Annotated in this window: 19 protein-coding genes and 1 pseudogene; 9 read left to right on the plus strand and 11 right to left on the minus strand. The window is 70.6% G+C overall.

Going from position 1 to position 19,022, the window contains the following annotated elements:
• Positions 1–39: 39 nt before the first annotated feature.
• The 3 genes from CHC09_RS28525 to CHC09_RS28535 are packed head-to-tail and all read right to left on the minus strand — an operon-like array spanning position 40 to position 3,181.
• On the minus strand, positions 40–816 hold the full coding sequence (locus tag CHC09_RS28525) for an ABC transporter permease subunit (RefSeq protein WP_203833221.1): 777 nt from the start codon (positions 814–816) through the stop codon (positions 40–42).
• The gene (locus CHC09_RS28530; protein WP_089296299.1) at positions 813–2,276 is read right to left on the minus strand and encodes an ABC transporter permease subunit; all 1,464 of its coding nucleotides are present in this window, start codon (positions 2,274–2,276) and stop codon (positions 813–815) included. The genes CHC09_RS28525 and CHC09_RS28530 overlap by 4 nt, the downstream gene beginning before the upstream one ends.
• Complete coding sequence (locus CHC09_RS28535) at positions 2,273–3,181, minus strand: ABC transporter ATP-binding protein (RefSeq protein WP_089296300.1); 909 nt, start codon at positions 3,179–3,181, stop codon at positions 2,273–2,275. The genes CHC09_RS28530 and CHC09_RS28535 overlap by 4 nt, the downstream gene beginning before the upstream one ends.
• A gap of 87 nt (positions 3,182–3,268) precedes the next feature.
• Between CHC09_RS28535 and CHC09_RS28540 the strand changes: the two genes are divergently transcribed.
• Together CHC09_RS28540 and CHC09_RS28545 are read left to right on the plus strand one after the other, a co-directional pair.
• On the plus strand, positions 3,269–3,931 hold the full coding sequence (locus tag CHC09_RS28540; RefSeq protein WP_089296301.1) for a response regulator transcription factor: 663 nt from the start codon (positions 3,269–3,271) through the stop codon (positions 3,929–3,931).
• Positions 3,928–5,043, plus strand: coding sequence for a sensor histidine kinase (locus CHC09_RS28545; RefSeq protein WP_089296302.1), 1,116 nt, complete (start codon positions 3,928–3,930; stop codon positions 5,041–5,043). Before CHC09_RS28540 ends, CHC09_RS28545 begins: the two co-directional genes overlap by 4 nt.
• Before the next feature lie 313 nt (positions 5,044–5,356).
• On the opposite strand, the gene CHC09_RS28550 is transcribed toward CHC09_RS28545, so the two are convergent.
• The gene (locus tag CHC09_RS28550) at positions 5,357–6,691 is read right to left on the minus strand and encodes a peptidase MA family metallohydrolase (protein WP_089296303.1); all 1,335 of its coding nucleotides are present in this window, start codon (positions 6,689–6,691) and stop codon (positions 5,357–5,359) included.
• Positions 6,692–6,738: 47 nt separating this feature from the next.
• On the minus strand, positions 6,739–7,347 hold the full coding sequence (locus CHC09_RS28555; protein ID WP_239138519.1) for a TetR/AcrR family transcriptional regulator: 609 nt from the start codon (positions 7,345–7,347) through the stop codon (positions 6,739–6,741).
• A 75-nt stretch (positions 7,348–7,422) separates the two neighbouring features.
• Here CHC09_RS28555 and CHC09_RS28560 point away from each other — a divergent pair, with 75 nt between their 5' ends.
• Entirely contained in the window at positions 7,423–8,364 is a 942-nt protein-coding gene (locus CHC09_RS28560) for an LLM class F420-dependent oxidoreductase (RefSeq protein WP_089296304.1), read from the plus strand.
• A 107-nt stretch (positions 8,365–8,471) separates the two neighbouring features.
• A complete protein-coding gene (locus CHC09_RS28565; protein WP_089296305.1) occupies positions 8,472–9,140 on the plus strand; it encodes an SDR family oxidoreductase in 669 nt (222 codons plus the stop codon).
• Between the two features lie 238 nt (positions 9,141–9,378).
• Here the strand turns inward: CHC09_RS28565 and CHC09_RS28570 are convergent, their stop codons facing one another.
• Complete coding sequence (locus CHC09_RS28570) at positions 9,379–9,870, minus strand: nucleoside deaminase (protein ID WP_089296306.1); 492 nt, start codon at positions 9,868–9,870, stop codon at positions 9,379–9,381.
• A gap of 360 nt (positions 9,871–10,230) precedes the next feature.
• Between CHC09_RS28570 and CHC09_RS28575 the strand changes: the two genes are divergently transcribed.
• Positions 10,231–11,553, plus strand: a complete 1,323-nt coding sequence (locus tag CHC09_RS28575) for an MFS transporter (protein WP_089296307.1) — start codon at positions 10,231–10,233, stop codon at positions 11,551–11,553.
• Positions 11,554–11,619: 66 nt separating this feature from the next.
• Here CHC09_RS28575 and CHC09_RS28580 read toward each other — a convergent pair whose 3' ends face one another.
• A complete protein-coding gene (locus CHC09_RS28580) occupies positions 11,620–12,117 on the minus strand; it encodes a hypothetical protein (protein ID WP_089296308.1) in 498 nt (165 codons plus the stop codon).
• 70 nt (positions 12,118–12,187) lie between these two features.
• Here CHC09_RS28580 and CHC09_RS28585 point away from each other — a divergent pair, with 70 nt between their 5' ends.
• Positions 12,188–12,883, plus strand: a complete 696-nt coding sequence (locus tag CHC09_RS28585; RefSeq protein ID WP_089296309.1) for a TetR/AcrR family transcriptional regulator C-terminal domain-containing protein — start codon at positions 12,188–12,190, stop codon at positions 12,881–12,883.
• Here the strand turns inward: CHC09_RS28585 and CHC09_RS28590 are convergent.
• Both CHC09_RS28590 and CHC09_RS28595 read right to left on the minus strand, forming a co-directional pair.
• Positions 12,833–13,132, minus strand: coding sequence for a protealysin inhibitor emfourin (locus tag CHC09_RS28590; protein ID WP_089296310.1), 300 nt, complete (start codon positions 13,130–13,132; stop codon positions 12,833–12,835). The two genes, CHC09_RS28585 and CHC09_RS28590, sit on opposite strands and share 51 nt — an antisense overlap.
• A 5-nt stretch (positions 13,133–13,137) precedes the next feature.
• On the minus strand, positions 13,138–14,208 hold the full coding sequence (locus CHC09_RS28595) for a M4 family metallopeptidase (RefSeq protein WP_089296311.1): 1,071 nt from the start codon (positions 14,206–14,208) through the stop codon (positions 13,138–13,140).
• A gap of 261 nt (positions 14,209–14,469) precedes the next feature.
• Between CHC09_RS28595 and CHC09_RS28600 the strand changes: the two genes are divergently transcribed.
• A complete protein-coding gene (locus CHC09_RS28600) occupies positions 14,470–15,390 on the plus strand; it encodes an STM4015 family protein (protein WP_089296312.1) in 921 nt (306 codons plus the stop codon).
• A complete protein-coding gene (locus CHC09_RS28605; protein ID WP_089296313.1) occupies positions 15,390–16,694 on the plus strand; it encodes an STM4014 family protein in 1,305 nt (434 codons plus the stop codon). Before CHC09_RS28600 ends, CHC09_RS28605 begins: the two co-directional genes overlap by 1 nt.
• A 122-nt stretch (positions 16,695–16,816) precedes the next feature.
• Here CHC09_RS28605 and CHC09_RS28610 read toward each other — a convergent pair whose 3' ends face one another.
• Together CHC09_RS28610 and CHC09_RS28620 are read right to left on the minus strand one after the other, a co-directional pair.
• Positions 16,817–17,722 carry a DUF6745 domain-containing protein gene (locus CHC09_RS28610; RefSeq protein WP_239138518.1) on the minus strand — a complete coding sequence of 302 codons (906 nt, stop codon included), beginning with the start codon at positions 17,720–17,722 and terminating at the stop codon, positions 16,817–16,819.
• A gap of 623 nt (positions 17,723–18,345) precedes the next feature.
• Positions 18,346–18,663, minus strand: coding sequence for a hypothetical protein (locus CHC09_RS28620; protein WP_089296314.1), 318 nt, complete (start codon positions 18,661–18,663; stop codon positions 18,346–18,348).
• A 162-nt stretch (positions 18,664–18,825) separates the two neighbouring features.
• Here CHC09_RS28620 and CHC09_RS28625 point away from each other — a divergent pair.
• A pseudogene (locus CHC09_RS28625) lies at positions 18,826–19,022 on the plus strand (RNA polymerase subunit sigma); the annotation flags it as partial.

The raw sequence follows: 19,022 nt of genomic DNA on the forward strand, positions 1-19,022 counted from the left end.
TCCGTTCGCACGACCCACCAGCTCCGACGCTCCGGCGACTCACGCATCTCGACGCTTCAGCAGGATCGCGCCGGCCAACAGCGCGGCCAGCGTCCACAGCGCCAGGACGCCCAGGCCCTTCCACGGGCCGATCAACGGATCGGGGCCGGTGGCCTGGACGGCCAGCCCCGCGCTGACCGGCGAATACTTCTCGAACCGGTCGTGCCAGACCGGGTCGGTGACGACGGAGACGATGATCGGAACGGCGTAGAGCACGGTCAGCACCGTGCCGATCGCCGCGGCCGGGCTGCGCACCGCGGTGGCGATTCCCAAACTCAGCAGGGCGATGAGCACCAGATAGAGCACCGATCCGGCCGCCGGGCGAAACGTGGCGTGATAGGCGGGGAGCAGGATTTCGCCCGCCACGACCGAGCCGGCCACCGCCACGGCCGCCGCGGCCGCCACCATCGCGGCGACCACCACCGCCTTGCCCACCAGGACCGGGAGCCGCCGGGGCATCGCCGTGAGGGTCACGGTGAACATGCCGGTGCTGTACTCGTTCCCGATCGCGAGGACCGCGAGGATCGCCACCACCGCCTGGCCGAGTTGGACGCCGGTCAGTGCGACATCCGCCCCGCACGTTCCCCCGGAGCAGGCAGCGGCGACGGTCGCACTCAATCCGGTCGTGCCGGCGACGACCGCGAGAAGCAGACCGAGAGTGCCGGGTGACGTCCGCAACTTGGTCCACTCCGCGCGCAACGCCCGGCCCATCGTCGTTCCCGGGGCCGGCCGCGACGTCACGGTGACCTTGCTCAGCTCGGCCATGTCCACGCTCACACGTCCCTCCGACGCAGCAGCACCGCGGCGGCGCCCAGAACCAGCACGGTCCAGCCGGCCAGCACAGCCAGGCCGGCCCACGGCGAGAGCGGGAAATACCCCACAGCCGGCGCATACAGGTCATCCACCTGCGGATATTGCTTGACCGCCTGTTGCAGGGCGAATGCCGCCGCCGGGGTGAACCTCAGCAGCCCCCGGGCGGCCTCGACCGGCAGCACCGTCACCGCCAGCAGGTACGGCAGCACGATGGTCACGATCGCCACGGTTACGGCGGTGACGCTGCGCCTCAGGAGAGCGCCCAGGCCCAGCGCCAGTACGGCGGAGAACGCGAGCAGTGCCCCGGTTCCAACCATCAGCCGCACCTCGGTCAGGGTGGTCGTGTGCAGCAGGGCCACACCGTTGGCCCGCAGCACCCGCTGGCCGAAGACGACCACCACGGCCGCCGCGACGACGCCGCAGACGAACGTGACTCCGCCGACCACGGCGGCTTTCGCGGCGAGCACGTGCAGACGCCGGGGGCCGGCCGCCAGTGTCATCCGGATCAGTCCGCGCCGGTACTCCGTACTCATGAACACGGCACCGAGCACCACCGCGGCGATCAGCGCGGTGAACGTCCCGACCAGGGTCTGCGTCGCCGAGACCCCCGCGCCGGTCGGCCCGACGTCTCCGGAGCCGGCCACCCGGAACGCCGAGCCCTCCTGTTCGGTCTCGGGCGTCTCGGACCAGTCCGGCTTGCCGCCGATCCAGTCGGTGTGCCATGCCGTCCCGGACCAGCCCTGCTCCGCGGTGAGCTGCTCGAAAGTGCCCGTCGCCAGGCTCGGCCCACCTTGCGAGCCGTTGAGCAGGCCCTCATGGAACTCGGTGCTGTACTGCGGCGAGGTGACGAACAGCCCCACCTCCGCGGTGACCGGCAGACCGGTGAGCTGGGTGGACCCGACCTCCGTCCAGGCGCTCCCGTCGGGAGAGGCCGCGGCGGTGACCGTCTGCCCGGCACGGGAAAGGCGAAGCCACTGCGGCCCGCTGCCGGACGGACCGGCCTTGTCATGGGTGAAGTCCCACTGCATCCGCACGCCGTGCGAGCCGGTGACCATGATCGCGGCGTACGTCGACCCCGGGGTGGTCCCGGACTTGACCATGAGGCCGGCCTTGGCCCAGGGGGCGAGCCCGGGGCGGGAGGCCCCCGGTCCGGCGAAAATCTCGCCGGTCAGCGACGCCACCCGGACGGTGACGCTACCGTCCCCGCTCAATGGCTGATGCACGAACGTGAAGCCGTCTTTGACCTCCACGCCGGCTGGGCCGATCAGCGGCTTGCACTCCGAGGCCGGCCCGTGCTTCCCACACGACCCCGACATCCCCGGCGCGAGCCCGAACACCATGATCAGCCCAGCGACGGCGACCGTCCCGAGCACCCAGCCGCGCACGGTCCAGAATTTCGTCCACTCGGCACGCAGGATGCTCATCGTGGGCCCTCCGCACGGAACTCGACGGCGTCGCGGGTCAGCTCGAGATAGGCGTCCTCGAGGGTGGCTCGATGGGCCGCCAGCTCGGAGAAGGTCACGCCGTGCCGGTGCAGGACCTCGGCGATCCGCTCCGCCGGCAGGCCGGTGATCGAGAGGCCGCCGTCGCCGGTGGGCGCGGCGGTCGCACCGGCCGCGGCGAGGATGCCGGGCGCCTCCGGCGACTCAGTGCGTACGGTGATGCGGCCGCTGGAGGCCGAGTTCAGGAGCTCCGCGACGGACGCGTCGGCGATCACCCGCCCGCGCCCGACGACGATGACATGGTCGGCGGTGCCCTGCAGCTCCCCCATCAGGTGGCTGGACACCAGCACGGCGCGGCCCTGCCCGGCGAGCGAGCGCAGGAAGCCACGCATCCAGATGATCCCTTCCGGGTCCATCCCGTTGAAGGGCTCGTCCAGCATCAGCGCCGGCGGGTCGCCGAGGAGCGCCGCCGCGATGCCGAGCCGCTGCCGCATGCCGAGGGAGAAGCCGCCGGCCCGCCGCCGCGCGACGCCGCCGAGCCCGGTCTGCTCCAGCACCTCGTCGACACGGCGTGCGCCGAGGCCCTGGGAGTGGGCCAGCCACAGCAGGTGGTTGCGGGCCGTGCGGCTCGGCTGCAGTGCGCCGGCGTCGAGCAGGGAGCCGAGGTGCCGCATCGGGTCGGCCAACTCGCGGTAGGGCTTGCCCTCGACGAGGGCCTGTCCGGCATCCGGCCGGTCCAGGCCGAGAATGACGCGCATGGTGGTGGACTTGCCGGCGCCGTTGGGACCGACGAAGCCGGTCACCTGGCCGGGACGGACCTCGAAGGTCATCCCGTCCAGCGCGACGGCCGCGCCGAACCGCTTCCGTATCCCGTTCACGAGAATCATGGCTGCCGTTTCTACGCGGCAGCGGGTGTCAGCCGGGTGTCAGCGGCTGACACCCGGTTGTCACCTTCGGCCTGGCATCTTGGATGGATGCGAGTTCTGGTGGTGGAGGATCACGAGGTTCTGACCCGGACGATCGGGCTCGGCCTGCGCCGTGAGGGCATGGCCGTCGACCTGGCGTTCGACGGGGACGAAGCTCTCGATCGGCTGTCGGTGAACCGGTATGAAGTAGTGGTTCTCGACCGCGACCTGCCAGGCACGCACGGCGACGAGGTGTGCCGGCGGATCATCGCCGAGCACCAGACCAGCCGGGTGCTGATGCTGACCGCGTCCGGCGCGGTTCAGGATCGGATCGAGGGCCTGGACCTGGGCGCCGACGACTACATGCCGAAACCGTTCGACTTCGCCGAGCTGGTTGCGCGGATCCGGGCACTGGGCCGGCGGCCGACGGTGCTGGTGCCGCCGGTGCTGCGCTCCGGCGACCTGACGCTGGATCCCAACCGGCGGGTCGCCTCCCGGGGCGGGCGCCGGCTCGACCTGAGCCCCAAGGAGTTCGGTCTCCTGGAGTGTCTGCTCGCGGCGGGCTCGCGGCCGGCGCCGGCCGAGGAGCTGCTGGAAAAGGTGTGGGACGAGGCGGCGGATCCGTTCACCACCGTGGTGAAGACGACCATGCGTCGGCTGCGGAACAAGCTCGGCGATCCGCCGATCGTGCACACGGTGCGCGAGGGCGGCTATCGGGTCGGTGAGCCATGACCCTGCGGACCCGGCTGATGCTGCTCTACTCGGTGCCGTTCTTCGTGGTCGGGTCGATCCTGGTGACCGTCCCGCTGCTCGGGGTGCAACAGTCCGCGCCCGTGGGCAGCGTGCCGGCGCCGCACCCGGTGCCGGAGGTCACCCAGTTCCCCGTCGGGACCTGGGCGGTGACAATGCTCGGGCTGGTTGTCGCATCGGTTGCGCTGGGCTGGGTGGTGTCCGGGCGGTACCTACGCCCGCTGCGCAAGATGACCGAGACGGCCCGGGAGATCTCCGCGACCAATCTGCACCGCCGGCTGAGCGACTCCTCCCGGGCCAGGGACGAGCTTGGTGAGCTGGCAGCGACGCTGGATCAGTTGTTCGGGCGGCTGGAGGCGTCGTTCGCGTCGCAGCGCCAGTTCGTGGCGAATGCCTCACACGAGCTGCGCACCCCGCTGACCGCGGAGAAAGCGCTGCTCCAGGTCGCGCTGGCCGATCCGGACGCCTCGGCGGAGTCGCTGCGGGAGGCGTGCAGGCAGGTGCTCCTCCTGAACGACGCTCAGGAGCGGCTCATCGGGGCGCTGCTCACGCTCGCCAACGGTCAGCAGGGGGTGGAACGGCCAACCGAGATGGATCTGGCCGACATCACGGAGGTCGCCCTGCGAGCCCGGCCGACGGATCGGGTGTCCGTGAAGACCACGCTGGCGCCGACCCTGATCTGGGGAGACACCCGGTTGGTGGAAAGCCTGGTCGTCAACCTCGTCGACAACGCGCTGCGGCACAACGTGGCGGGCGGTCACGTCGAGGTGATCACCGAGAGCGTGCGCGACGACAGCGGTGGGCGGATCACGGTCCGTAACACTGGTCCGGTCGTCCCGCCGGCCGAGCTGGACCGGCTCTTCGAGCCGTTTCAGCGGTTGGCTCGACCACGGATCGGGCACGGCGAGGGGCACGGTCTCGGGTTGGCCATCGTCCGGGCCATCGCAAACGTGCACGGTGCCGGGCTCGACGCCCACACCCGGCCGGAAGGCGGCTTGGACATCGCTATCACCTTTCCGCCCGGGACACCTTTCCACGGCATTGACGAGGCGTCTCGCGTTGATCACTCTTCGCACTGGAGTCACGGGCGATGACGGAGCGACGTGGCCCGCGGCTTGACCCGCAGGGGGCATTGCTCATCCGTGTTCGTCGCCGTCCGGACAGCCCATCGCGGCCCCTCCTGGGCCACGAAACGCCGATGCCGCCCTGGAAGCCAGCCAGACGGCCACCACGATCGTTGCGGGGCACCGTGGGGCCTCGGGCGAACGCGGCTGGGCGCCCAGGGGCCACCGGGTTGTGGGCTACCGCTCTGGGGCTCTTTGCAGGACACAGGGTGCACTGCCGTGCCCTGCAACGTCCCTCGCGGCTGTCCTGGGCCGCCCACGGTTGAAGGCCACTCGCCGTGGATCAGAGCTTTCGGATGTAGGCCGCGCACTCCTTGTCGACACTGGCCCAGGGCTTGCCGAACGCCGTCCTCGATGCTCCGTCCAGCCCGATGCCGTACTGCACCGCCTGTTGGAAGAACTGCAGCATCTTCGCCTTCCCGTAACGCTGGGACAGGTAGGTGACCGTGTAGTACCCGACGGCGTACCGGCCCTGGGCGTCGAGGATGCTGGCATTGTCGGCCGGCGGTTCGACGGACACCGAGCGCAGGGTCCGCTGTCGCAGCAGACGGTTCAGCGCGGAACGGTTGCGGTAACCGCCGGTGCCCGACCGCAGGTGCTCGACGTACTCGGCCATGCCCTCGACCAGGAACCAGACGTCGTCCTGACCGTAGTAGGTGTCGTTACGCAGCGTGGAGACGTGGGCCAGCTCGTGGGTGAGCAGCTCGTCGGAGAAGCCGGCTGTCAGGTCGGATTCGCGGACCTCGACATCGATGCGGTTCGGGCCGGTGGGAAACGCCACGCCGGCGACCCAACTGCCGGGATAGCCGCCGAACCAGCGCCGCCAGGACGCGTCGTCGGCGACGTAGATCCGGTAGCGGTCGACGGGCGTGTCGCCGATCCGGTATCGGTCCGCGACCGCGGCAGCCTTCTCGGCACGCCGGGACAGGTCGGCGAGGCGGCTGCGGTACTTCGGCGGAACGGCGACCAGCGTGCGAGCACCGACCTGAGCGATCAGCTCAGTGGTCTCCCAGGGCTGGCTGTAGGGCCGGGAGGCGTAGGAGACGCAGCGCAAGCAGGACGACTTGCGGGCGTGCGGCTGGAACCCGGTCAGGCGCAGCCCGGCCGGGGTCTCCGCCCAGATGCTGTCGAAGACCGCCTCGTCGATGGCACAGTCCGCCTCCACGAAGCACTGCTGGGCGATGTGCACGACCTGCCAGGTGCCCTTCTTCGCCCGCACGAGCGGCTGCCGGTCGATGCGCTGGTCGAAGCGGGTCACGTGGAGTGCCCGCAGGGTCCGGAAGCGGCGCTGCAGTTCGGCTCGCAGCGCTTTGTTCCCCGGTTCCGCCGCGCCGGCGAACTTGCCGAAGTCGCCGCTGAGCAGCCCTTCGGTCTGCACCTTCATGGCGGCTCGCACCTCCTGGCCGACCCAGGCCTGGAATTCGGAGGTGGGTGCGCCCGCGCTCGGGCGGGGCAGGCTCGGCGCGACGAGTTCAACCGGCGGAGCCGCCGAAGCGGACGCGGAAGCCGCCACGGCGGCCGGTGTGTTTCCGGACCGGCAGGCGCTCAGGCTGCCGGCGGCCAGCACCGCGGCGACGGGCACCAGCGCGAGGCGACGCCAGGGAACATCGTTGATCACGGATGGGAAGCATAGACAGATGAAAGATCATCTGACGGCCCAGCCCGTCATCGACCGGTCTGCGCGCGGATGAGGGCGCGCGCGGCCTCGACCGCGCGCATGGCGATCGCGTCGACGCTCGACGACCCGCGGTTGAAGAAACCCTCCGCATACAGGGACGTGTAGCCGTGGGCGGCCGCGATGATCGCCTCGACCAGGGCGACCGCCTGCTGGTACGACGGGGCGTCGGCGGCGAACGCGAGGTCGAGCACCGTCTCCATCAGCGCACGCGTCTCGACTCGGCGGGCGTCGTCAGGAACCGTGTACAGCTCCGCCGCGTAGATCACGTGCAGTCCGGCGCCGGTGCTCACGACGTACCGGAAATAGGCGTCGGCGACCGAGGCCAACCGGGACGAAGGGTCGGGGCCGGCGGCGTCGGCGGCCGTGAGGATCGCGGACCGCAGGTCGCGGGCAGCGGCCGCGGAGACCGCGGAGAGCAGGCGGTCCCGGTCCGGGAAGTGGCGGTACGGTGCGGCCGAGCTGACGCCGAGCCGGCGGGCGACCGCCGCCACCGAGAAGCGTCGCAGGCCGCTCTCGGCGAGCAGTTCGAAACTGGCGGTGATCAGGGCCGCGCGCAGGTCGCCGTGGTGATATCCGCGTTCTCGCGACATGCCCATGCCGATTCCCTCTACCCGGTGTAAGTTGGCTCTTACATTATCAAGTGAGAGACCTCTTACATCGAGTGAGGCAGTGTGACCATCCGGCTCGGCTACCAGATCCCGAACTTCACGTACCCCGGCACACCGGACGAGCAGCTGTTCGACACGGTCGTCGCGCAGGCCAAGGAGGCCGAGGCCGCCGGGTTCGACACCGTCCTGGTTATGGACCATTTCTACCAATTGCCAGGCATCGGCACTCCGGATCAGAACATGCTCGAGGCGTATACGACGCTCGGCGCGCTCGCCACGGCCACCTCGACGATTCAGCTGTCGACGCTGGTCACCGGCAACACGTACCGTAATCCGGCCCTGCTGGCGAAGACCGTGACCACGCTCGACGTGGTCTCCAAGGGGCGCGCGATCCTCGGCATCGGCGCCGGCTGGTTCGAGCGCGAGCACAACGACCTGGGCTTCGAGTTCGGCACGTTCGGGCAGCGCTTCGAGCGGCTCGAGGAGGCGCTGAACATCATCTCTCCGATGCTCAAGGGCGAGCCGGCCACCTTCGAGGGCAAGTGGTACACCGCTCGCGGCGCGATGAACAACCCGCGGGTGCGGCCGAGCATCCCGATCATGCTGGGTGGCTCCGGCGAGCAGAAGACGTTCCGTCTGGCGGCCAGGTTCGCCGAGCACATGAACATCATCTGCGACGTCTCCGACCTGGCCCGCAAGGTCTCCGTGCTGCGTGAGCGGTGCGAGGAGATCGGCCGCGACCCGGCCACCCTCGCGACCAGCTACCTGGTCATGGGCATGGTCGGCGAGACCGAGCAGGAGGTCAAGGAGCTCGGCGAGACGATCCCGGAGGACCGCCGCAACCGCGCGTTCCTCGGCACCGCGGAGCAGGTCGCCGAGCAGCTGCACGAGCAGGTGATCGGCGCCGGCATCGACGGCATCACGATCAACCTGGTCCGCAACGGCCACCGGCCGGGCCTGGTCAGCAGGGTCGGCGAGGCGCTCAAGCCGATCGTCGCGGCCTGAACGGGTAGCGACGGCACTCCGACGCCGGCCCGGGACGACACCGAACCGGGCCGGCTCGTTCGGGTCGCCGCACTCGGTCGGCGCACAAGCGCGGTAGCGTGACCGGAATGGACAATGTGCGCGTTCTAGTCGTGGGTGGGCATGGCAAGGTGGCCCGGCTGCTGCTGCCGCTGCTGGTGCGGGCCGGGCATCAGGTGACCGCGGTGTTCCGCGATCCCGCGCACGGCGCGGAGGTCGCGGAGACCGGGGCGGCGCCGGTGGTCGCCGACGTCGAGCAGCTCGACGTCGAGGCGATGGCCACGCTCTTTGCCGGCCAGGACGCGATCATCTGGTCCGCCGGGGCCGGCGGCGGGAACCCGCGGCGGACGTACGCGGTGGACCGGGACGCCGCGATCCGCTCGATGGACGCGGCGCTGCGCGCCGGCGCCCGCCGCTACCTGATGGTCTCCTACTTCGGTTCGCAGATCGATCACGGCCTTTCCGCGGAGAGCGATTTCTTCCCGTACGCCGAAGCGAAGGGTGCCGCCGACGCCTATCTCGCCTCCACCACCCTGGACTGGACGATCCTCGCCCCCAGCCGCCTCACCCTAGAGCCGCCGACCGGCCGGATCGAGACCGCGAATCAGGGCGCGACCGCCGGTTCGGTGAGCCGGGCCGACGTGGCCGCGGTCGTCGCGCACGCCCTGGTCGAACCCGCGACGATCCACCGCGTCATCCGCTTCAACGCCGGCGCCACCGCGATCCTCGACGCTCTCAGCGAAGACGACCTCGCCTGAGCCGCCGCTGTTTGGGCTCGCGATACCCGGGTATCTGGATCTTGAGCCTTGGAGGGGTGAGGATCTGATGCCGATCGAAAGTCTGCCGCCAGACCCGGACCGATATCCGCCGTTGGATCCCGGGGCACCGATTCCCGATGATCCGGGTGAGCTGGAGCCGGACAATCCGAACCTGCCGCCGGCGCCAGTCGAGCCGATGCCGACCGAGCCTGAGCGGGAGCCCGAACCCGCCTGACAGTCAGCTCCAGAAACCCCGGTGCACCTCTGTGGCGGAGGGCAGGGGGACCGGGCCGGCGACCGCGATCGGGCGACCGCCGCGCGCGAAGACCTCGCGGGACGGCAGCCGCAGTGGCGGGATGCCCTCCTCCTCGCTGACCATGGCGTTCAGCTCCGCCTCGGAGAGGGCGAAGACCACCCGCCCGACGCCGGACCAGTAGATCGCGCCGGCGCACATCGCGCACGGCTCCGTGCTGGTGTAAAGGGTGCCGCCGGCCAGCGCGGCACGGTCCAGGCGACCGGCGAGGCGGACCAGGTTCGTCTCCGCGTGACCGGTCGGGTCGGCGCCGGTGACCACCGAGTTCATCGCCTCCAGCACGGCGCCGTCCGCGGTCGCCAGCAGCGAGCCGAAGGGGTGGTCACCGCGCTCGCGGGCCGCCCGGGCGAGGTCGACGGCCCGCTCCAGAAAGACCTCGTCCGCCGCCGTGATCGCGCTCGCCGTCACCAAGGTCATTAAATCGCCCTTCACGTTTTCCCGTCGCAGTCAAGAAGCAGATGAAGCGTACGACGGACTCACTGTGCGACTTCGGGAACATCATTTCGGCGAGTCGACTAGCCGATAAACGCGGACCGGCGAAGTTGACCTTCGGTGGTCTGACCTGCGGCAAATGGTCGGGCAACAGTACCCGGAACATCACCCGTGTCGCTGATACCGGCTATCTTCTAATCGACGGCCGACTACCTGCCGTGGCCATCGGCATCTACGGTGCGAGGAAACCGCCTCGCCTTTTGCCGAAGGAAGTTCGATGGCGACATTGATCAATCGCGCGGCCGAGCCGCGTCGTACTGCCGGGCCCGTGCCGGTGATGGCCGGGTGAGATGGCGTGGATTATCCGGTGTCCTGAGCTCCCAGGCCTGCACTCTGTCAGCGAACCGGCTGCTCACCGTCGCGGTGCCGTGGCTGGTGCTGGACCGCACCGGCAGCGCCGCGCAGGCCGGCCTGGTGGTGGCCTGCCAGGTGCTCCCGTACGCGTTCACGCAGTGGCTGGCCGGGCCGCTGCTGGACCGGATCGGGCCGCGCCGGATCAGCGCGGCCGGGGACGTGACCTCGGCGTTCGTACTACTGATTCCGGCCGTGTTCGGCACTCCACCGCTCTGGCTGCTGACCGTGATGCTCGTCGTCGTCGGCTGTGCCGACGGGCCGGCCAGCGCCGCGAAGCGGCTGCTGGTGCCGTTCGCCGCGGCCGACGCCGGCCAGTCGACGGCGCGCGGCGTCGGGCTGGCCACCGCGGTCGAGCGGACCGCGACCGCGGCCGGGACCGCCCTGGCCGGCTGGCTGGTCGCGACCCTGGGCGGGGACCGCGCGCTCTGGGTCGCCGCGGCCATGCTCGGCGTGGCCACGCTGATCGTCACGCTGACGGTGACCGATCCGGTGCGTGACCGCGGCCATGACGACGAGACGTACCTCGACCGGTTGCGCACCGGCACCACGTTCCTGCGGGGCAGCCCGGCGCTGCGCGCGGTGACCGCGATGTTCGTCGTGACGAACCTGCTCGACCAGGCGCTGATGGCGGTCCTGTTGCCGATCTGGGCGCGGGCCGGCGGCCACGACGCGACCGTGGTCGGGCTGGCACTGAGCACCGTCGGGCTGGCCTCGATCGCGTCGGCGCTGGTGTCCGCGGGATTCGGGGCCCGGCTGCCGCGCCGGGCGACGTACCTCATCGGAGTGTTGAGCAGCGGGCCGACGCGGATCCTGGTGCTCGCGCTGGGCCTGCCGCCGGAGGCGGTGATCGCGGTGTACGCCCTGGCCGGCATCGGGTCCGGGCTGTTCAACCCGTTGCTGGAGACGCTTCAGGTGGAGTTGATCCCGGCGGCGCTGCGGGGCCGGGTGCAGACGCTGATCAGCGCGTGGGCGTGGGCGGGGATCCCGATCGGTGGCCTGTTCGGCGCGGTGCTGCTGAACCTGGGCGGGATGCGAACGGCGCTGTGGGTGTGCGGACTCGCGTACCTGGTCGCGGTGCTACGCCCGGCGTGGCGGGTGGACTGGTCACTTCCGGTCGCCGCCGAAGGCGTCGGCAGTACATACCGGACCGGCCTGCTGACCGCGGCAGCACCGGAACCGAAGGAAAAAGGCCGGTTGAGAATGTCGGTGCCCCGGGCGGATTTCGCGGCGAAGGTTCCGGCCCACCGGAGATGACGGCGATTCTCCGGTACGACACGGACCCTCCTTCGTCGTACCGGAAAAGGTGTTGAATCGTCGGCGTCAGCCGGCTCGAAGGGCTCCCGTGGCGATGAACGTGCAGGTCGCGGCGGCCAGCATCAGGCCGTGCAGAATCATGTGCTCCAGGTTCGGGCGGGGCCGGCCGGCGATGCGCGGCAGGACGATGACCGTGCCGGCGTAGGTCCGCGAGTGCAGTTCGGACCAGGTGACTCCGGTGCCGGCGGTGGCCCAGGGCATGGTGACGCCGGCCAGGTACGGCGACCACCACAGCAGCAGGCCGCCCAGGACCGCGAGGGTTTCGATGCCACCGGCGAGGTAGCCGAGCCACGGTAGCGAGGCGGCCGCGGCGGCGGCGAGCAGAATCGCGGGAAGCACCATTACCGGAGTATTGACAGCGATCTCCGTCAGCTGCTCGGAGCGCCTGGCGTCGCGCACGTTGTTGAACGGAAATAGATCGACGAGCGTCATTACCGCGTGGTACGCCACGGTGGCCAGGATCAGAGTAAGGGCGAGTGCGAACATGTCCACCTCCGGACTCATGCTTACAGCGTAAGCACAACCTTTTCCGGTAGCATGACTTACGCTGTAAGCATCGTCAAGAGAGGTTCGGATGGCAGTTCGCCGAGGTGTGCCGAAAGCCGGGCTGAGCAGGGAGAAGGTGCTCGACGCCGCGCTCGATCAGATAGACGCCCACGGCTTGCCAGCACTGTCGATGCGGAAACTGGGGGCACAGCTGGGCGTGGAGGCGATGTCGCTCTACCGGCACGTGCCGAACAAGGAGGCGCTGCTCGACGGGCTGGTCGACCGGGTCATGGAGACCGCGTTCGCCAACCTCGGCGAGCCGGCGGGCGACGACTGGACGTCCTGGTTGCGCACCTTCGCGCACTCACTGCGTTCCGCGCTGCTGGCCCATCCGGGAGTGCTGCCGCTCGTCGCGACCCGCCCGGTGAACTCGCCGGACGCACTGCGGATGTCGGAGCGCTGGCTGGCGGCGATGCGGGCGGCCGGCCTGCCACTGGGCCGGGCGCTGGACGTGGTGAACGTGATCGCCATGTTCACGATCGGTCACACCCTGGCCGAGGTCGGCCAGACCCCCGGCCACGAGGGCACCGAGCCGGATCTCGATCAACGCTCCGGCGATCTGGACCCGGCCGAATTCCCCAACCTGCTCGAGGTGATCGCGACCCGGGCCGGCCTGGACTTCGACTCCCGTTTCGCCCAGGCCGTCGACATCCTGATCACCGGTTACGCCGGGCTAACCGAGGTGGCGCTCGATCCAGGTCAGCAGGGCGCCGAAGGCCGGTGACATCCCCGTGTCGGAGCTGGTCAGGGTGGTCGAATCCGAGCTGTCGTCGACCGTGATCGTGTAGGTCATGGCATCGCGGGCGTGCGGGGCCGGGCCTGCCGCGCCGGGGTCCGCGGCCGCCGCCGCCACGAGACGACGCAACTCCCGGGCGGCGTCGCCCGGGAGTTGATCGGTGTCCAGCACGCGGGGTGGCAGCCGCCGGATGATCGGGGCCGCCAGCCCGCCGTGGGTCGCCAGGGACACCCGCATGCTGCTCAGCCCGCGAGGCTCGGCGTCGTCGTCACCGGAATGCCCACCTCGGCCCACGCCTCCTTGACCGCCTGCTGCTGGTTGCTGCCCGTACCGTACAGCTGCCCGGCCTTCTGGTATGTCGTGTCGGCGAAGTCCTGGAACTGGGTGGTCGAGGTCGACGCCTTCAACGATTCATACCAGATGCGGCCCGGCGCCTCCCAGGAGTTGCCGCCGATCCCCGTCGCGACCAGGTAGAACGCCTTGTTCGGGATGCCGGAGTTGATGTGCACCCCGCCCCAGTCGCCCTCGTCGGTGTCGGGCAGCTCGACGAAGCGGTCCATGTGGTCGGGCTGCGGGTCCTTGCCGAACAGCTTGTTGTCGAACGCCGTGCCCGGCGCCCTCATCGAGCGCAGCGCGTCCGCGTCGATCGTCGGGGTGAAGACCTCCGCGCCGATCAGCCAGTCCGCCTGATCCGCGGTCTGCTGCAGGGCCCACTGTTTGACCATCGAGCCGACGACGTCGGAGAGCGACTCGTTGAGCGCGCCGGACTGCCGGTGGTACTCTAGACCGGCGGTGTGCTCGGTGACACCGTGCCCGAGCTCGTGGGCGATCACGTCCAGCGAACCGGTGAAGTCGGAGAAGACCAGGCCGTCACCGTCGCCGAAGACCATCTCCTGGCCATCCCAGAAGGCGTTGTTGTAACGGTGTCCGCGGTGGACGTAGCCCTGCAGGCGCATCCCGCGGTCGTCGATCGAGTTGCGCTGGAACACGTCGCGGAAGAACTGCCGGATCGAGCCGAAGCCGTCGAAAGCCCGGTTGGCCGACGGGTCGGCGACCGGCCCGTCGTCCTCCGAACGGACCAGCGTGGCGAAGGGCAGGAACGTGGAACCCTTGCAGTCGTAGACGCTGCGACGGCCGTCCGCGGGCGCGGCGAGAGCACCCGCGATCAGCCCGCGAACCGTACGCTCGCCGCGAAGGTTGGCGGTGGTGACGAGGGTGGCGAGCGCTGCCTGCCGGATCTCTCCGTTTTCGCTGTCGAGGAGCCTGGTCAGGATGAACGGCGGGGTGACGCAGCTGATTCGGTTGATGGTCATTGGGGCACCTCGGATCCGGTTGATGCGGTTCTGGAGAAAGAGATGCGCTTCGGACGGTCGCGATTACGCCTGGCGAAGAGGGAGCCCTCTCTCGGTGAGGCCCTAGATACTCGCAGTGATCAACATGCTGGTCGAGGTACACGTCCCGTTCCGGACAGTAGGTATCACCGGACGGTCGATACGGGACGCGAAACTGTCGGTGGCTCTTGCTAGCGTCTCGGCACTGTTCTCGAAGGACCGACCGACGGACGAGGGAGTCCCGTGACCATCAACCACAAGCTCGACGTCTTCGCCGGCCTGCCGGTCGTGGATTCGCTGGAGCTGGACGACCACGGCCGGCGGGAACAAGTGGCCTGGCGGATCGACATGGACGACTTCGAGGCCCCGATCGAGAAGTTCGAGGCGGCCCTCGACCGGGTGCTGGAGCGCTGCGGCCCGGCCGGTCCCACCGCGCTGATCATCGGCGAGTGGGGGTCGGCCTACGAGACCGCTTTCCCGATCGAGCTGCTGGTCGACAGGGCCGCGCGGCTGACCGGGCTGCGCGGGTTGTTCGTCGGCGAGATGTCCTCGGAGCAGTGCGAGATCTCGTGGATCAACCAGGGCGACTACACCCCGCTGCTGGAGGCATTCCCGGCCCTGGAGCACCTGTGGGTGCGGGGCTCGGAGGAGCTCCAGCTTAGCCCGATCCGGCACACGAGCCTGCGCGAGCTCGTTTTGCAGACCGGTGGCCTGCCCGCCACGGTGATCCGCTCCGTCGGCGCCTGCGACCTGCCCAACCTGACCCGCCTGGAGCTGTGGCTCGGTGTCCAGAACTACGGCGGTGACGCCCGCGCCGACGACCTCGCGCCGATCCTGTCCGGCCGGTCGCTGCCCGCGCTCACCCGCCTCGGCCTGCGCAACGCGGAGATCGCCGACGAGGTCGCCACGGCCGTCGCCGCCGCCCCGGTCGTCGCCAGGATCGCCGAGCTGGACCTGTCCCTGGGCGTGCTCAGCGACGCCGGTGCCGAGTCGCTGCTGGCCGGGCAGCCGCTCACCCATCTCAAGTCGCTCGACCTGCACCATCACTTCATGACGCCGGAGATGGCCCAGCGCGTGGTCGACGAGCTGCCGGGGGTCGCGGTCGACGTCTCGGAGCGGCAGACCGAGGAGCGCTGGGGCCGGTACACCGCGGTGTCCGAGTAGTGCGGCTGGCCGTCGTCGGCAACCCGGAGAACCGCCGGGTCGCCCAGTTCGTCGCGGCCGTGGAGCGGGCCGGGCTGCGTACGCCGGAGATCTTTCCCTGGCGGGACGTGCTGCTCTCCGGGCGGGTTCCGGGGCCCGGCTCGCTCGTGCGGATCGACTCGCCGGGCGAGAACGCCGAGGTGGACCGTCTACTGCGGGCACTCGGCGGTGACCTCGCGGCCGAGCCGGCCGAGCACGGGGAGATCATCGGCGGCGCGGCCGCGTTCGCGGGCCTGCGGCAGGCACTCGGAACGGTCGCGGCGGGTGGCGGGACGTTGCTCAACCAGCCGGCGGACATTCTGGCCATGACGGCCAAGCCCCGGTGCCATGCCGTGCTGTCCGCGGCCGGGATCCCGGTCCCACCGGCCCTGAAGGACGGCGGGATTGGAACTCCGGCCGCGAAGGAAGGCGCAACCGGGATCCCGTCCTTGGAGGACGGCACGACCGGGATCCCGACCCTCAAAGACGGCGCGACCGGGACTCCAGCCGCGAAGGAAGGCGGAACCGCGGTCCCGGCCTCGGAGGACGGCGCGACCGGGGTCCCAGCTTGGGAGGACGGCTCGGGGAGGGCGTCGCCCGGGCCGGTCGACAGTTATCTGGCGCTGCGGACGGCGATGCGGACGGCCGGGTGGAACCGGGTCTTCGTGAAGCCCGCCTACGGTTCGTCCGCATCGGGGGTGCTGGCGCTGGCGGTCGGCACCGGACGGCGGATCCTGGCGGTCACCTCGGTGGAGCTGAGCCAGGGCCGGATCTTCAACAACCTGCGGGTACGCCGTTACGACGACGAGGAATCGATCGCCGCGATCGTGGACCGGCTCGCCGGGGACGGCCTGCACGTGGAACGTTGGTACCCGAAGGCCGCTCTCGACGGCCGGGTCCTCGACCTGCGGGTCGTGGTGATCGCCGGCCGGGCACGGCACGTGGTGGTCCGGACCAGCCGGTCGCCGATGACGAACCTGCACCTCGGCAATGCCCGTGGGGACGTCGCAGCGGTGCGGGCCGCAGCCGGTGAGCGGGCGTGGGACGCCGCGATGCGGACATGTGAACGGGCCGCCGCGTGTTTTCCCCGCACGCTGCACGCCGGCGTGGATCTGATGTTCCGCACCGGGTGGCGAGAACATGCGGTGGCCGAGGTGAACGCCTTCGGCGACTTGCTCCCCGGGGTCCTGTCAGCGGACGGCCTCGACACCTACGGAGCCCAGGTGGCCGCCGTCCTGACGGGCTGGCCAGGCGCCGATGCCAGGCACGACCCGGCCTCGGGCTGATCCGAGACCCCGCCGAGCCAAGGCCGAGGCCCTGCCGCGGCCCTGCCGAAGCCCTGCCCAGCCAAGGCCGAGACCCCCTGCCATGGCCCCGCCGAGCTGAACGGCGGGCACGGCAGGGGGGATCAGGTCTGGACCAGCGGCTGGTACTCCTCGGCGGTCAGGCCGAAGGTCCAAGCCACGCCCTCACGCGCGGACCCCGTCTCCGGGGGCACCCGCAGCCAGTAGACCCGGCTGGTCCCGTCGGGCTCCGGCGTGGAGTTGACCACCTCGACCATGACCAGGGGTTCGTCGCCGGGCAACTGCAACCGCCACAGCTTGCCGGTCTCGTCGGAGCCGATCTCGTGAGCGCCGGCCTCCCGCAGATAGCGCTCGTAGCCGAAGTGCTCCAGCATCACGCGGCGGATCTCGGCGTTCTCCTCCTGCCGGATGCGCTCCAGGGTCAGGCTCGGGAGCTCGGCGGCAAGATCTGCCGGGATCGGCATGCCGCGCCAGGCCCACAGGCCATAGCCGTCCGGGAATTCGAGGGCCGCGCCCTCGCCGCGGTGCAGGCGCCCGACGTTGTCCCGGGCCAGCAGGCACGGGCGCTCGGTCAGGACGGCGACCCGCTCGTGCGCCCACCACCAGCCGCTGTGCCGGGCCACCTGGGCGAGACCGGCCAGTCCGGTCATCAGGCCAGCCTCCGGGCACAACCGGTCGGCGGCCTCGAAGGTGCTCAGCCAGGTGCCGTCCTGCTGTCCGTAGATGGCGTCGAGCACCGGCCGACGTACGGCTCGCCCGTTGTCGCCCGGCAGATCGGCCGTCAGGTCCTCACCGAGCCGCAGCCGCAGCCGACCGGCCACCAGGTCCATCACCAGACCCCAGGACCGGCGCCCGGCCGCAGCGCTGAGCTGCGCCCACCCTTCGGCCCCGAGCGCTTCCAGGGCCGCCTTGCGCGCCGCCGCCCAGGGCTCGGTCCGCACCCGGCGGCGCAGCGAGGCACCGGCGGTCTCCCCCGGCGTCCATCCTTGGCGACGCAGGTCGGCAGACACCTCGGCAAACCACCCCGGAACATCCGAGCCCGACTCATCCGCGGCGGGCGAGGACACGCCCGGCCCGGAGAAGCCCGGCCCGGAAGCGCCAGACCCGGAAGTGGGGGGACCGGAAGTGGCAGGACCGGAAGCGTCAAGCTGGAACGCGCCCGGCCCGGAAGCGCCGAGACCAGAAGCGCCAGGCTGGAACGCGCCCGGCCCGGAAGCGCCGGGACCAGAAGCGCCAGGCTGGAACGCGCCTGGCCCGGAAGCGCTGGGACCAGAAGCGCCAGACTGGAACGCGCCCGACCCGGAAGCGCCGGGACCAGAAGCGCCAGACTGGAACGCGCCCGACCCGGAAGCGCCGGGCCGGGACGCAGCAGGTTCAGAAGCGGCAGGCTCGGACACAGCGGGCTCAGCTGCGCCCGACAGCAGCGCGACGGCCGCGGCGCCCGCCCGAGGCGAGCCGAACCAGTAGATCCGCTCGGGCCCCGGAACCCCGGCCAGCCGGTAGGCCTCGCGCACGCCGGCCTCGGCCTCCGCCCGTGCGGCCGGACCGGTCTCCACCGCCGCGGCCAGCCACTGGTCCTCGACCGCGGCGGCCATCGCTTCCTGCTCGTGGGTCAGTCGCATCGTCTCTCCCTTCAGTCCGCGACCGGCCGGAACGCGCCCGGAATGTATTCGCGCTGCCGGACGACGCGGTAGTGCCCGCCGGGCAGCGCGATCGGCCCGTGCTCCTCGTGCGAGACCCGGCCGTGGGTCGGCACCTCGAGGAACATCCGCTCCGGATCGTCGAGATCGGCGATCAGCCGCACACCCGGCCCGCCGATCACGTGGGCGTGCCCGGTCGCCTCGCCGCGCGCGAGAACCATCCGGCCACGACGGTCCCGGGGCACCGGCGCGCACGCGGGCACGTCGTCCGGGCCGACCGGAATGATCAACACATCGCCCTGTCGATACATCGGACCTCCTGACGACCTCGGCCTCTACTCGGGAGGAACCTATCCGCCGGGTACGACATTTTCGCCGCGCGATGGTCGCCGGAGGTCCGAGGTTTGCGAGCGGATCACCGGGGCACTGACACGGGTTGGCCTGGAGTTCGACTTTCGGTGGAAGGGGCTGGCATGCGCGAGACCGGCCAGCTTGAACCGTTCGAGAATCTCGACGTTCTCGCGGACCGGTACGCCCAGGCCCGGGCACACGCCGACGCCCCGGCCCAATCGCGGCTACGCGACGAGTTCGTCCAGGAGGCCCTGCCCTTCGCCGGCCGCCTCGCCCGCCGCTACCGCGGCCGCGGCGAACCCACCGACGACCTCGAACA

The sequence above is a fragment of the Actinoplanes regularis genome (assembly GCF_900188005.1).
Classification (GTDB): Bacteria; Actinomycetota; Actinomycetes; order Mycobacteriales; family Micromonosporaceae; genus Actinoplanes; species Actinoplanes regularis.